This window comes from Acinetobacter sp. YH01022 (genome assembly GCF_013420235.1).
Classification (GTDB): Bacteria; Pseudomonadota; Gammaproteobacteria; order Pseudomonadales; family Moraxellaceae; genus Acinetobacter.
In genome coordinates, this window is sequence record NZ_VOYP01000059.1 from 1 (window position 1) to 12,705 (window position 12,705).

Annotated in this window: 14 protein-coding genes and 1 pseudogene; 5 read left to right on the forward strand and 10 right to left on the reverse strand. The window is 46.0% G+C overall.

Annotated features, from left to right (window positions below):
• Positions 1–220 precede the first annotated feature (220 nt).
• Positions 221–1,108, reverse strand: a complete 888-nt coding sequence (locus tag FTT87_RS14350) for a diguanylate cyclase (RefSeq protein ID WP_180044164.1) — start codon at positions 1,106–1,108, stop codon at positions 221–223.
• A 399-nt stretch (positions 1,109–1,507) separates the two neighbouring features.
• Between FTT87_RS14350 and FTT87_RS14355 the strand changes: the two genes are divergently transcribed.
• The 3 genes from FTT87_RS14355 to FTT87_RS14365 are packed head-to-tail and all read left to right on the forward strand — an operon-like array spanning position 1,508 to position 3,251.
• Positions 1,508–2,086, forward strand: a complete 579-nt coding sequence (locus FTT87_RS14355) for a nuclear transport factor 2 family protein (RefSeq protein ID WP_180044166.1) — start codon at positions 1,508–1,510, stop codon at positions 2,084–2,086.
• Positions 2,056–2,553 (forward strand): chalcone isomerase family protein, encoded by a 498-nt coding sequence (locus FTT87_RS14360; RefSeq protein WP_180044168.1) that lies wholly within the window; start codon positions 2,056–2,058, stop codon positions 2,551–2,553. Before FTT87_RS14355 ends, FTT87_RS14360 begins: the two co-directional genes overlap by 31 nt.
• An 11-nt stretch (positions 2,554–2,564) precedes the next feature.
• Complete coding sequence (locus FTT87_RS14365) at positions 2,565–3,251, forward strand: response regulator transcription factor (protein WP_166171898.1); 687 nt, start codon at positions 2,565–2,567, stop codon at positions 3,249–3,251.
• Between the two features lie 5 nt (positions 3,252–3,256).
• Here FTT87_RS14365 and FTT87_RS14370 read toward each other — a convergent pair whose 3' ends face one another.
• The 8 genes from FTT87_RS14370 to FTT87_RS14405 all read right to left on the reverse strand — a co-directional run bounded on the left by FTT87_RS14370 (position 3,257) and on the right by FTT87_RS14405 (position 11,443).
• Positions 3,257–4,591 carry a HAMP domain-containing sensor histidine kinase gene (locus FTT87_RS14370; protein ID WP_086197544.1) on the reverse strand — a complete coding sequence of 445 codons (1,335 nt, stop codon included), beginning with the start codon at positions 4,589–4,591 and terminating at the stop codon, positions 3,257–3,259.
• Positions 4,592–4,630: 39 nt separating this feature from the next.
• Positions 4,631–5,680: a cyclopropane-fatty-acyl-phospholipid synthase family protein gene (locus FTT87_RS14375; RefSeq protein WP_180044169.1), complete on the reverse strand. Its 1,050-nt coding sequence runs from the start codon at positions 5,678–5,680 to the stop codon at positions 4,631–4,633.
• An 8-nt stretch (positions 5,681–5,688) separates the two neighbouring features.
• Positions 5,689–6,468 (reverse strand): DUF1295 domain-containing protein, encoded by a 780-nt coding sequence (locus FTT87_RS14380; protein WP_180044171.1) that lies wholly within the window; start codon positions 6,466–6,468, stop codon positions 5,689–5,691.
• Positions 6,469–6,493: 25 nt separating this feature from the next.
• On the reverse strand, positions 6,494–7,690 hold the full coding sequence (locus FTT87_RS14385) for a cyclopropane-fatty-acyl-phospholipid synthase family protein (RefSeq protein ID WP_086197547.1): 1,197 nt from the start codon (positions 7,688–7,690) through the stop codon (positions 6,494–6,496).
• Positions 7,687–8,481: a DUF1365 domain-containing protein gene (locus tag FTT87_RS14390; protein ID WP_111885228.1), complete on the reverse strand. Its 795-nt coding sequence runs from the start codon at positions 8,479–8,481 to the stop codon at positions 7,687–7,689. Before FTT87_RS14390 ends, FTT87_RS14385 begins: the two co-directional genes overlap by 4 nt.
• Entirely contained in the window at positions 8,481–9,773 is a 1,293-nt protein-coding gene (locus tag FTT87_RS14395) for an NAD(P)/FAD-dependent oxidoreductase (RefSeq protein WP_111885229.1), read from the reverse strand. The genes FTT87_RS14390 and FTT87_RS14395 overlap by 1 nt, the downstream gene beginning before the upstream one ends.
• The gene (locus tag FTT87_RS14400; protein WP_180044173.1) at positions 9,770–10,756 is read right to left on the reverse strand and encodes an acyl-CoA desaturase; all 987 of its coding nucleotides are present in this window, start codon (positions 10,754–10,756) and stop codon (positions 9,770–9,772) included. The genes FTT87_RS14395 and FTT87_RS14400 overlap by 4 nt, the downstream gene beginning before the upstream one ends.
• Before the next feature lie 138 nt (positions 10,757–10,894).
• Positions 10,895–11,443, reverse strand: coding sequence for a lipocalin family protein (locus FTT87_RS14405; protein WP_180044175.1), 549 nt, complete (start codon positions 11,441–11,443; stop codon positions 10,895–10,897).
• A 307-nt stretch (positions 11,444–11,750) separates the two neighbouring features.
• Here FTT87_RS14405 and FTT87_RS14410 point away from each other — a divergent pair, with 307 nt between their 5' ends.
• Positions 11,751–11,948, forward strand: a complete 198-nt coding sequence (locus FTT87_RS14410; protein ID WP_180044177.1) for a hypothetical protein — start codon at positions 11,751–11,753, stop codon at positions 11,946–11,948.
• A 296-nt stretch (positions 11,949–12,244) separates the two neighbouring features.
• Here the strand turns inward: FTT87_RS14410 and FTT87_RS16095 are convergent.
• A pseudogene (locus tag FTT87_RS16095) lies at positions 12,245–12,391 on the reverse strand (alpha/beta hydrolase); the annotation flags it as partial.
• On the opposite strand from FTT87_RS16095, the gene FTT87_RS14415 reads away from it, so the two are divergent.
• A complete protein-coding gene (locus FTT87_RS14415) occupies positions 12,338–12,622 on the forward strand; it encodes an ATP-binding protein (RefSeq protein ID WP_373423528.1) in 285 nt (94 codons plus the stop codon). The pseudogene FTT87_RS16095 and the gene FTT87_RS14415 sit on opposite strands and share 54 nt — an antisense overlap.
• The last annotated feature ends 83 nt before the right edge of the window (positions 12,623–12,705 follow it).

Here is a 12,705-nt window from a genome sequence, read left to right on the forward strand (position 1 = left end):
AACATTTTGGCGGTAGGACATACCGTTTTGTCTGTGGAGGGTGGATGCGGTAAAGGTCGCCCTGTGAAGCAGAAAGCAAGTGAAATCCGTGAGGAAGTCACCTAAGAGCTTTTGCTTTTAGAATCCCTGAGAAACGAGTTTCGCAAGGAGCTAGTCGAAAGTGGAGGGAGTATGTCAAGAATGAGACACCCAGCAGACGAGTAATCTACAAAATATCTTGTCATGCAAAGACTGCCCGGTCTCGTCCCTGCTGCTTTCCTGAATACATCGCCTGGTCCGCTCTTGCAATGGCTTTTTCCATGGTTTCATCAGGCTCGACGTGGATAATACCGACCGTGGCGGTGATATAGATCACTTCACCACTTTTTAGTCGGGTCGGATTGCTATGCAGTGACTGAAAAATTCTGTCGATAATCTCATGCAGGGAATCGGCATTGTCCACTTCTAGAAAGATTAGAAATTCCTCGCCACCAAAGCGAAAAATGTTGTCCGTGTCTCGAAGAGAATCACGCAGTATCTGCGCTGTATGGGCAAGAACTTCATCGCCTGCCTGATGTCCATATTGATCATTGACTGCTTTAAAATGATCCAAATCCAGTAAACCGACCGCCATTATTTTCTGGTTTTTTTCAGTACTCTGACGCAAGCTACTGAACTGATTCTCCATTCCATATCTTAAAGCCAAACCGGTTAAAGGATCATACTGCAATGCTTGGGTAATCAAATGGGTTCTAAAATAAATCAGTAGCTCCAGTAGATCATTCTGACTTTTTTGATATTGACTGACTAAAGCGGCCTCTACGCACTGATTGTCTCTGAGCTTGGAAAATATATTATGCAAATGATGATGCACCAGATAATGCACCTGCTCCAGTTCCCGAGTCTTGTCAGGATTGATTTTTTCAAATTTAGCGTGATTTGATTGAAACCATTTGCCAAAATGACACAATAAATGACTCTCTTTCTCGGAAAATTGTGGCTCGGCGGGTGTTTTTAAAACGAGATATTGAAATACTTTTTGTGCCCAAGTGATATGTAGCCGAATGCCCTCATCGATCTCGATCAGTGCTGCATTTTGAGAGTTTTTAGTGTGATGTAATTGATCCATAGAAAGAGTATCTCAAATAAGCGTATTGAATAGGTCGAACAACAGGTCATTTACAGCATTTAAAACTTCATCTCTGCCAGCATCCAGATAAACTATTGATCTAACTTTTATTTTACTTGATTTGTGGTCTTTTATTAAGTTGAATTTAAGATAAGAGCGATGTGGAAAAGTATAAATCCGAGCTGAATAAATGGACTTAGCCCGCCGATAGCAGAAAATACAGAGCCATTTGGGGCTCTCTTTCATCATGCGGTATGATGAATGATTTTTAAGCCCCTCTTTCTTAAAAGCAAAGGTTAGAATCGCGCGATACTAACATTCGGGACAGCTTTGCTCTTCACATTCTGTTCACGACTCTTTATCTAGAGTAAATACATAAATTTAAGACGGACAGTGATAATGAAACATGTTAAGAAAATAATAGCAGCAGCCTTGTCCTTACCGCTGCTATCTTTGGCCGGATGTCAAAGTATTCCCAGTTATTCAAACGATTATGCAAAATCCAGAAGCGCTGTTCAGGGGGTAGCCCTGGATGAGGCCAAAGCGCTGGATATTGGCACCCGCTTTACCTCAGCATTTAATACTTTGGGCACATCGGCTTTTGTAGAACGAGCTGGCTCGCTGTATGCCGATCCGCTGTTTATTAACGATACCCTGTCGCAGTTTTCATCCCGGCAAAATCTAGTCCAGCATTTTCAGGGCATGAACAAACGGGTCAGTAAGGTCAGTGTCAAGCTGTTAAACACCTCTTATCATCAAGATTCTGCCTATGTGCACTGGCATATGGCCTATGATTTTAAAATGTTCGGTACGACCCGCAGTATGGACTCTTTTGGCATCAGTGAAATCAAGGTTAACGAGGACAATAAGATTATTTTCCAGCAGGATTTCTGGGACCCGGCCAATGGCCTGTACCGTTCCTTGCCTTATGTCGGAGGAGCCTATTCATGGCTACTGCCTTTCAAAAAATCGCAATAGGCATGACGCTGCTGCTCGGAAGTTTTAGTTCATGGGCGCAGGCGCAAAGCTTGAATCAATGTGGCAATGGCCTGCTGATGGTGGGCCAAAAACAGGTCGGTATGGCCAGTTATTTTGCCCAAAACTGTAACCAGCCCTGGAAAGAGCAGACGATCCAGATGGACTTTTCCTATACCCAGAATATTCCCGAATGGGCATTTAAGCGTGCAGCCATACATCTGCTCAAGCGTAATGTCAAAGACCCCAACATCCAGGCCATTTTCAATCCGATCAGCGATTTGTATCGTCCGGTCAGATCAGGTGATCTGTACCGCTTGAAATACAGCCATGCCACGCAAACCCTGAGTTTATCCCTCAACCGGAAAAATTTAGGGCAGCTGCAGCATCCGCTGGCCCAGCAATATTTTAATATATGGCTTGGTCCCCAGCCATTTAGTGCTAAATTAAAACAGCAATTATTAAATTAGTATCCGTGACTATGTCCAAACATTTTATCCTCATGGTTGAAGACCATTATGAACTGGCCTCTACCTTATGCGAGTTTCTGGAAGAACATGATTTTGTGGTGGATCATGCCCGCAATCTGAATGCTGCGCGCCAGCTACTGAAACAGCAACGCTATCATATCTTGCTATTAGATATTAACTTGCCGGACGGTTCCGGTTATGAACTGTGCGAATGGCTGCGTCATGAAGAAGGTTTGGACCTGCCAGTGCTGATGCTCACTGCTCGTGATACCTTAGACGATAAACTCAAAGGCTTTAATTCCGGTACGGATGATTACTTGGTCAAGCCGTTTGACTTTAACGAGTTGGTGGTGCGAGTCAAAGCCCTGATCAAGCGTTCGCTGGGTGAAGTCTCTAGTAGCCGTCTGCAAATTCACGATCTTATCCTAGATCCGGCCAGACAGCAGCTGACCCGGGCTGGGCAGACCATTGAACTGCCTCCGATTCAGTTTAAACTGCTTAAACTGCTGATGCGCCATTCACCTAAAGTGCTGACCAAACAGGAAATCATGATGGAACTCTGGGGCGATGAAGAACCAGAAAGTGATGCTTTACGCAGTCATATTTATAATCTGCGTAAGATGGTCGACAAGCCTTTTGAGCAGAAGCTGATTCATACTATATCTGGTGTCGGTTTAAAAATCGCTTTAGACGCTTAAGCTTTTCAAGCGGAAACCTCGTTTAAATACACCACCACAATCAGTCCGGTAGTCATCGCCAGATCAACATCCTGATGGGTGCTAAGATAATACTGCCGGTCAAACAGCTCCACCCGCCAGCCCAACTGCTTGCACAGCTTCTGTACCAGTTGCAGGCCAATGCCATGTCCTTTGATTTCCAGTTGCAGCTGCTGTCCAGACAGCTCCTGGACTTTGGCATTATTCGGCAAAGGAATCCCGACCCCATTATCGGCAATCAGTACTTTATTTTTTTGCAGAATCACATCAATTTCTGTGCCTTGCGAATAGTTCAGCGCATTACGCAGAATATTGCCAAACACCATTTTGGTCATCGATGGATAAAGTTTACGCGGCTGCTCATCGAGGTCTTTTTGCAGGTCAATCTGCATGCCTTTGTTATGGCTAACGCTGTCCAGATCCTGCACCAGATTGTCCAGTAACTGGGACAGCATGCTCGGTTCTGCACTTAAAGTATTGGTGGTATTGCGGGCGATAGCCAGCAAAGTATCGACCAGCAGTTGCATGTCTTCAATGGTATTGTGCAGGCGAGTAAAGGACTTGTTGTCGCCATAGCGTGCCTGACACAGCTGCACATTGCCCTTTAAAATGGTCAGTGGCGTGCGCAGCTCATGGCTGACATCACCGGTAAACTCGCGTTCACGCTGAATAAACTCGCTTAACACCTGATGATATTTTTCTAATGCCTGCTTGAGATATTCCGCTTCCAGATTGGAGTCGGTACGGATGTCCTGAAACGGCGAAGCCTGATTTTTCTGGTGTTCCCAGTCAATATGCTCCAGCGCATTGGCCAGGCGGGTAATCGGGGAAAAATAGCGCCGCGCACGGCGATTCCACCACCACAGCACGCTATACAGCACAAACAGGCTGACCATTAGCGGTGCTAGGCCAAACAGCCAGACCAGCTTGTTGACGTTGCTTTCACCAAACACCAGCAGCACATGCTGTCCGTCTTTTTCACCATAAACGGTCATGCGCTCCTTGCCATCGACAAAATGCCGGTTCACCCCTTGCTCAAGCTGCATGTGGCGAAATTGGACCGGCGGCACATCGTTCCAGCGGTAACCATACAGGTTTTTGGTGTCGGGCAGTTCAGCAGCTGGATTACGTTCCAGCCGCTGCCAGTAGTGTGACATTTCCTGTTCCAGCGCAGTTCTGAGCAAGGAACCCTTGATTACCCAGGCACTACAGGCAATCCCGATCACCACAGACAGGGCAATGAATCCGATTTGCAGCCAGTAGTAGCGGTTAAACACCTCACCCAAAGGATGATCGCGTTTGTCCCTAAACAGCCTTAACATTGGTCTATTCCCCGCTGGCCCATCCGATTCATCGTTCAATTATATGACTTTTTTCTTAAACAGAAAGTGGCCGATCACCCATTCACGACCATGGTCATAACCAAATAGTTCGGCACAGGCCATAAAGAAAATTCGCCAGCGCTGCCACCAGATTGCAGCATCTGCACCATAGGTCTGTTCAAACAGGGGCTGCAGCTCGACTTGCTTTTGGTCCATATTCTCCAGCCAGGCATTTGCGGTGCGTTCATATTGGGTGCCTGCCCATTGCCAGTGCTGTTCCAGCTGCAAATGCTGCTGGAAATGCAGGAAGGTTGAGGCTGCAGGCATCAGACCGCCACTAAAGAAATATTTTGACATCCAGTCAAATTCATTTTTCACTTCAAACGGATAATGCAGGAAACGGTGACAGAAAATATGGCACCACAGCAAGCCATCTGCTTTCAGCCAGGTGCTGATATTTTCAAACAGTTTTTGGTAATTACGTACATGTTCAAACATTTCCACCGAAACCACACGGTCGAAAGAAGCGGCTTCCAGTTGCAGTACATTGACGTCGCAGGTCATCACCGTCAGGTTTTCTAGTTTTTTCAGATTGGCCTGTTCTTGAATGTACTGGCGTTGGGTCGAGGAGTTCGACACCACAGTAATGCGAGCCTTGGGATAATGTTCCGCCATGTACAAACTGAAAGAACCCCAGCCACAGCCTATTTCCAGAATATCCTGTCCATCCTGCAACTGTGCACGCTGGCAATAGCTGGCCAGTGCCGCTTCTTCCGCCTGATCCAGTGTGGTATGTGCGTGTTCAAACAGGCTGGCGCTGTATTTCAGACGTTTGCCCAGTACTGCCTGGAAAAATGCGGTGGGCAGTTCATAGTGCTGCTCATTGGCTTTGTCGGTCTCGATGGCAATCTCGCTGTTTTTTAGCATATGCAGCACATCCATATAGCGCTGTGCCGCCAGTGCCGGGTCGAAGCGTCCTTCCTGTGCCAGGCGTTTTTTGCTTAAAGTACGAATGCCGGTCCGAATCACCGGATCGGGCAGTTTGCCACTTTCGATCAGTTTTAAAGATTGTTGAATCATAAAGTCCATGTATTTACCTACTCTTTGGGTGGCCACGGAATAAACATTGAAGTTCGTCGTTGATAGTCTTTATAGTTGTCGCCGCGATGTGTCAGCGCCTGTTGTTCACTAAAGGGAATACCGGTGATGTAGTACAGAAACAGCCACATCAACAGTGGATACAGCCATAATTCATAAACACCTGCCCCTAGACCGAGGATTGGATAGGCAAACCAGTGCAGCCATTCAAAGAAATAGTTTGGATGGCGTGAATATCTCCATAAGCCTTGGTCCAGGGTTTTGCCTTGGTTTTGTGGATTCAGTTTGAAACGGTAGAGTTGCTGGTCGGCCGTGCTTTCCCCCATCAGGGCCAGCAGCATGATCATGCCTGCCACAAATACCGTAGCCTGTGTCCAGTCATTCCACTGCTGGATTGGAATGCTCAGTAGCTCAAGCATCGGATAGGAAAACAGCACCACCAGACCGGCCTGAAACATAAAAAAGGCCAGAAAACCGAGATGCTGATAATCGCCCATGGCCCGGCGCATATTGGCATAACGGGTATCTTCTGCAGTTTCATTGGCATAACGGCGCAGTAGATGCCAGGTCAGGCGTAAAAACCAGATGCCGCTAAACACGCCCAGAAAAACCCGAACCAGCAGCGGTGCAGTTTCCATGACCCAGGCCGAGATAATGACGTTGAGTGCAATACCAAAGCTCCAGGCCACATCGACCAGTCCGGCACGCTGGTTATAGGTCACCAGCAGCCAGCTACAGAACATGATAAAGACATTCAGCACCAGTAAATTCAGCAGCATGTCAGCCCTCCTGTTTTATCTCGGCTTAATAAGCACTGGCTTCGAACAGCAGATGCACATCACTGATCACGCCTTCGCGGAAGCCACCTTCGCAATAACACAGATAAAAATCCCACATGCGGATAAAGCGCTCATCAAAGCCGAGTTGCAGCACCTGATCACGCTGCTCCAGAAAACGCTGACGCCAGCAGTTTAGGGTTTGGGCATAGCTCTGACCGATATCTTCCAGATGCTTGAGACGCAGTTTTTGTTCGGAAGCGGCTTGGGTCATGACACTAATACAGGGAATAAAACTGCCCGGGAAAATATAGCGCTTGATATAGTCCACGGTATTCAGGGCTTTGGCATAGCGTGCATCTTCAATGGTAATGGCCTGAATCAGGGCCAAACCGTTCGGTTTTAGCAATTCACGGCATTTACGGAAATAGGTCGGCAAATACTGCTCACCTACTGCCTCGATCATTTCAATCGACACCAGCTTGTCGTATTTGCCTTCCAGTAGACGGTAATCTTTCAGCTGGACAGTGACGCGATGTGATAGTCCGGCTGCAGCGACCCGGGCCACGGCTTCATCATACTGTGCCTTGGAAATGGTGATGGTGGTGACTTTACAGCCATACTGCTGCGCGGCATAAATGGCAAAACCGCCCCAGCCACTGCCAATTTCGACTAAATGATCCATCGGTTTCAGCTTGAGTTTCTGGCAGATCAGCTCTTTTTTATAATCCGAAGCCTGTTCCAGACTCATACCCGGCTCTTTAAATACCGCACTGGAATACATCATGCTGCTATCCAGGAACAGCTTGAAAAAGTCATTGCTCAGGTCGTAATGCTCGGCAATATTTTTGCGGCTGCCATCAATCGAATTCTTGCGCGATTTGTACCAAGCCTTTAACAGCAACTGGCTGGCCTTGGCCACTGCATTCTGATTCATCCGGTCCAGTACATCGCGGTTACGTGCCAAAATGCGGATGACATCCACCAGATCTTCACTGCTCCAGTAACCGCGGATAAAACCTTCTGCCGCACCAAGCACACCATTACGGAACAACAGTTCCATCAGACGGGTATCATGCACCTGAATCACGGCCTGCAGATCACTGTTTTCGCCGACTGTCCCGTTCCAGACGCCTTTAAAAATCAGCTGACCATGCCGCAATTTCAGCAAATGACGCAATATCACTGGCAGTGTGCTTTGCTCTCCCATTAACAGTGTTTTCATCGCAATGTGTTTCCTTTTTCTTTTTTAGGATGTCGGTAAAACGGAATTTTCTTTTTCCATAAACGGAAGGCATGCAGATAAATTCCGCTGACCATCCTGAAGGGTTCAAGAACTTTCAACACAGCATAGCGATACTGCTGTGAAGGAACCGTGATGGCCTGCAGAGAAAATTTCAGGGTGGCATCAAATTGCAGCACGCCCTGCTGAAACAGCTGCATATGAATCACGTTCTGCTGATCAGAGAAGCTGAAGCGCCAGCGGTAATCCAGTACCATCGGCATGAACGGTGATACATGAAAGGCCTTTTTAAAATCAAACTGGTGACTCTGGTACGGCGCATATTCAGTTGCATTGTGCCGGCAGTCATGGATATAGACCTGACGTTCATTCCACGGTGTATTGGTAATTTCACTCAGTACAAAGAGCAATTGGTCGGTGGCATCAAAGACCAGATAAAACACCACAGAATTAAAGCGAAAGCCGAGTGTGCGTGGCAAGGCCAGAACCCGGATAGACGCGGCATGCGGTAATAGGTAGTTTTCCCGCTTGATCAGCAGGCGTGCGACCTTCTGCCGAATCGAACCACATTCCATGGTCAGAAAATCCCGCTCATCCAGGGTCAGGAAATTCCAGTGTCTGGAAGACCAGAGCCAGGATTTTTGGGTAAAGCTTGAGAGTTGATCCGGATCAAACCAGAGATAGGTCAGTTGGCTCTCAAAAGCATGGGCTTTGGGCAGGTAACGGCGATGCCGGATTTCGGCAGCGGCGATCGCCAGTGGATACATCTGCATCATGCGCTCCTAGCTGCCTGCTCGGTCTGCTGCAATAGCTGATCGACTACCCATGAAGCGCTACGTGCCCCATCCTCATGAAAGCCCCAGCCCCAGTAAGCGCCACAGTAGGAGGTGCGGTTCTGAGTATTGACCTCGGCCCAGCGTTGTTGTGCTTCAATCGCCGGGGCATCAAACACCGGATGACGGTAATGCCGTTCTACCCAGACTTTTTTAGGATCCAGGGCAAAATTAGGATTCAGGGTGGCAAAGACCTGGGTTTTGCATTGCAGGTTTTGCAGCTGGTTCATCCAGTAACTGAAACCATAGTGCATACCACTGTGCTGGAATGGGGTCTGTTCGGTGGCCTGACTCGGGGTCACATGCACATGCCAGCTAGCCCATTGGCGTCTGGATTTTGGCATGATGCGGGTATCAGAATGCACCACCATGCGGTTATCCTGATAGCGGAACTTGCTCAGTACGTCCAACTCCTGCGCGGACGGGTCTTTCAGTAACTTCAGGCTGTCATCAGCATGGCTGGCAAATACGACCCAGTCAAAACGTTCGCTGCCCTGTGTTGTTTCAACCAGCACATCATTGGCACTCCGCGAGACATGTAGAACGCCGGTCTTGCGGAAGATAATATTGGCCTGGGACTGAATCGCACGAACGTAGCGAGCCGATCCACCCTTGACTGTGAGCCATAACGGTCGGTCTTTCAGTTGTAACATGCGATGATGCTGGAAAAAGCTCACCACAAACTTATAGGGAATTTGTCCGGCTTGTTCCACCGGACAGGACCACAGCGCCCCGCACATCGGATAAAGATGTTCCTGACGGAAGGCTTGGGAATAGCCATGCTGATTCAGATACTCATCAATACTGAGCTGTGCATCGACTTGTTCCACATCCAGATCTTTATTGGCGGCATAGAAACGGAACAGATCCGACAACATCGCGCGAAAATCAGCATTCAGAAAATTTTGTGGGCGGAAAAGCAGGGAGAATTTTTTTGAAGGATTGTACTGTAAGCCGCTGACCTGATTATTCACCGAAAAGCCCATGTCACTGCTTTGTGATTGAATTCCAAGTTCTTTCAGCATGGCGCAGAACAGCGGATAGTTATGCTCATTAAACACAATAAAGCCGCTATCCACCGCGACCTGTTCACCGTCTATATTGAGCTGATGGGTATCGGTATGACCGCCGAAGTAGTTATTCTTTTCAAAGACCGTGACCTCATGCACTTTGCTGAGTTTCCAGGCAGCATACAGACCGGAAATACCTGAACCAATAATTGCAATTTTCATGGTGATTCCTTCGATTGAATTTTGTGAGTGCCTGTCGTAGCGGCTTTTTTCTGTTTTCTGGCCTGAGCAATTTTACTGACTTGATAGACCCTTGCCGGAATGGGTTTGATTCCCCAGACCAGTCCGAGCCAGGACATGAGTTTCAGCAGATAATAGGTGATATCAATCTGCCACCAGTAAAAGCCTTGCCGAGTACTGCCAGCATAGTAGTGATGGTTGTTATGCCAGCCTTCGCCCAAGGTAATAATGGACAGGAATAAGTTGTTGCGGCTTTGATCTTCAGTGTCAAAATCCCGGCTGCCGTAATGATGCGCCAGTGAATTGATACACAAGGTGGCATGGATCAGTAACACGGTAGAGATGACAAAGCCCCAGACCAGCAATTGCAGGCCTGACGTACCGAGTTGCGGCCAGGTGATGGCTAGCCATTCCCCAAATGCATAAATTCCGCCTGCGGTCAGCAGCACCACAATTAAACTGAAGCGATCCAGCCAGATCAGTTCCGGATATTTCAGCCAGTCCTTAATGACTTCTTTACGCGTGGCAAAATTATATTCATTTAAAAACCAGCCGACGTGGCTGTACCAAAAACCATGCGTCGAGGAATGCGGATCTTGCAAGGTATCGGTATAGCGGTGGTGATAACGGTGATGCGCCGCCCACCATAGCGGACCACGCTGTGCACTCATGGTGCCAATCAGCACAAACAGGAACTGCACTAGACGCGAGGTCTGAAAAGTTTTGTGTGACAGATAGCGATGGAAAAAAGCGGTGATGGAAAACATGCGGATCAGGTAGAACAGCAGCATAAATCCCAGCGCAAACCAAGACACTCCCACCCAGAACACGGCGAGACAGGCCAGATGTAATAGAATAAAGGGTAAAATCCTCAGCCACTGAATCTTACTGTTTTCAGTTGTCAGTGTTTTGGGCTGTGTGGGTGTAGACCAGCTGTCTATCCATCGCATCAGACTTTTCAACATGGACTCATCCTACTTTCAAGCGATTGTCTTTATTCTATTTGATGAGTGTAATCAGTCAGATATGAATTTTATGTGAAGTAAATAAAAAAAAGCCGAACTGTGTAGAGAGCGTGGTCAGTTCGGCAAAAGGGTAACAGATTAATGCGGCAATTTGATCAGTTTTGTCACGTCATAACCATAATGTTTTGCAGTTTCCAGATAGGATTGATAAGTGGCTTCATCCAGTTGCGGTTCACGCGACAAGATCCACAGGTATTTGTTACTTGGCCCACCTACCAGTGCCACTTTATATTCTGGGTCTACTCGTAATACCCAGTAATGACCTTTGCTAAATGGCATCCATCTTAAAGCTTGAGGCAAAAAGCTGACCTTCAGTTTGCTGTTGCCCTTATTTTGCGGATAGGCAATACCTTCAGAGCTGATCATCTCACCATTGGCAATCCGGCAACTATTCAAAACACGCATGGTTTGATCGGTATTAACGCTATATTGTGCAGAGATATTCGAGACACATTTACGCTGAAAATACATCGGTAAATGCGCAATTTCATACCACTTGCCTGCATACTGCTCGATATCTACCTGATCGACTGCCTGAGGTGCAACAGTTTCTGCTCGAGTCGTTGTACTTAAGCTGATGATGGCAAGTGCTGTCGCTGCAAAAACAGATTTAAATAGCATCTTCATTTTTTAGCCTTGTTGTATTCTAGGCTTAAGATAACCTAGGTGGGTGTGAACAAAGCGTGAAGACAAAATGGTGAAATTCAGTATTAGTGATTGAATAATTTAAGCTGGATTAATCTTATTGTCCGTACAATAACTCTATCAAATGGAGCGTAAAACTGTAAGCATTCGCTGAGCCCCACTTTTTTATCTGCTCAACATCACGATACTGTCCACGTAAAATGAACTGGACAGCTATTTATGGATTTAAGGACAGTCAGATAAGGTATATACTTTACAACAACAGCTAGACTCACCTAGGAGCAGGCAAATGCCTATCAAATTTGTAATCCGATTCACTAGTATTTTAGTTTCATTATTAATTTTGGCTGCTCTTGTCAACCAGTTTTTATTTTCAAGTCAAGTAACAATTGACGTATGGATCCTTTCATTCCCCATTATTGTGGGTGTTCCAATTTTTGCATCTATTATCTCTGCAACAGATAATGAATTAAATCAATCCCACTAATTAGTGTATTTACATGAATTGATAAAGTAGTGATCTAATCGCTGAAAAATTCATTATAAATTATAAGATGTAATGCCAGTCAGTTAAGAAATTGACTGGCATTTTCTTGGATATTTCTGTGGTTTGATCATAAACGTCCGCAGCATCCTCTGTTACAAGAGAAGTTTTATCATTTAGTAATAAAAAACCATTTATCATCATATTGATTTACTTCAATTTTTTATATTTAAAATTGAAATGCTAAATTTTAATTCTGTATAAGAGTTTTTTGAGTTCAAACTCTTGGATCTACCATACTATTTTACGCTGCAGGTATTTACAGATTTCCTTTCTTCAACTGAATTAATAAAATTTCCAATCAGGAATTCACTTTGTCTTAAGGAGTCACGATGGTCGCCTTCTTTCAAAGGATAAAACGCAATAGGTTTTCCTACCTGGCAGACTATGTCGATATTGAAGTGTTAACTAAAAATATTTTTATTGATAAACAGCATTTGAATCATTTATTTGAGCGTTTCTATCAAATTGATAGTAGTCGACATTCCAAAGCAAAAACTGGTGGTTTAGGGCTATCAATAGTTAAATCCATCATGATGTTACATAATGGGGAAGCAAATGTACATAATAGTCAGAGGTGGTCCCACTTGTTTGAACAACTAAAAGCGTATTTATAAGTAATATTCCGCTCTAGTTAAGCCACCTTGTTTTGTTGGGGTAGCTGATCATAGTAAAACTCATTTGGTGTCATTTTGTCTAG

Coding starts and splice junctions, on each gene's coding strand:
- FTT87_RS14410 (WP_180044177.1), top strand. CDS start 11,751: ATGCCTATCAAATTTGTAATCCGATTCACTAGTATTTTAGTTTCATTA.
- FTT87_RS14405 (WP_180044175.1), bottom strand. CDS start 11,443: ATGAAGATGCTATTTAAATCTGTTTTTGCAGCGACAGCACTTGCCATC.
- FTT87_RS14400 (WP_180044173.1), bottom strand. CDS start 10,756: ATGTTGAAAAGTCTGATGCGATGGATAGACAGCTGGTCTACACCCACA.
- FTT87_RS14365 (WP_166171898.1), top strand. CDS start 2,565: ATGTCCAAACATTTTATCCTCATGGTTGAAGACCATTATGAACTGGCC.
- FTT87_RS14370 (WP_086197544.1), bottom strand. CDS start 4,591: ATGTTAAGGCTGTTTAGGGACAAACGCGATCATCCTTTGGGTGAGGTG.
- FTT87_RS14350 (WP_180044164.1), bottom strand. CDS start 1,108: ATGGATCAATTACATCACACTAAAAACTCTCAAAATGCAGCACTGATC.
- FTT87_RS14375 (WP_180044169.1), bottom strand. CDS start 5,680: ATGGACTTTATGATTCAACAATCTTTAAAACTGATCGAAAGTGGCAAA.
- FTT87_RS14395 (WP_111885229.1), bottom strand. CDS start 9,773: ATGAAAATTGCAATTATTGGTTCAGGTATTTCCGGTCTGTATGCTGCC.
- FTT87_RS14355 (WP_180044166.1), top strand. CDS start 1,508: ATGAAACATGTTAAGAAAATAATAGCAGCAGCCTTGTCCTTACCGCTG.
- FTT87_RS14390 (WP_111885228.1), bottom strand. CDS start 8,481: ATGCAGATGTATCCACTGGCGATCGCCGCTGCCGAAATCCGGCATCGC.
- FTT87_RS14360 (WP_180044168.1), top strand. CDS start 2,056: ATGGCTACTGCCTTTCAAAAAATCGCAATAGGCATGACGCTGCTGCTC.
- FTT87_RS14380 (WP_180044171.1), bottom strand. CDS start 6,468: ATGCTGCTGAATTTACTGGTGCTGAATGTCTTTATCATGTTCTGTAGC.
- FTT87_RS14415 (WP_373423528.1), top strand. CDS start 12,338: ATGGTCGCCTTCTTTCAAAGGATAAAACGCAATAGGTTTTCCTACCTG.
- FTT87_RS14385 (WP_086197547.1), bottom strand. CDS start 7,690: ATGAAAACACTGTTAATGGGAGAGCAAAGCACACTGCCAGTGATATTG.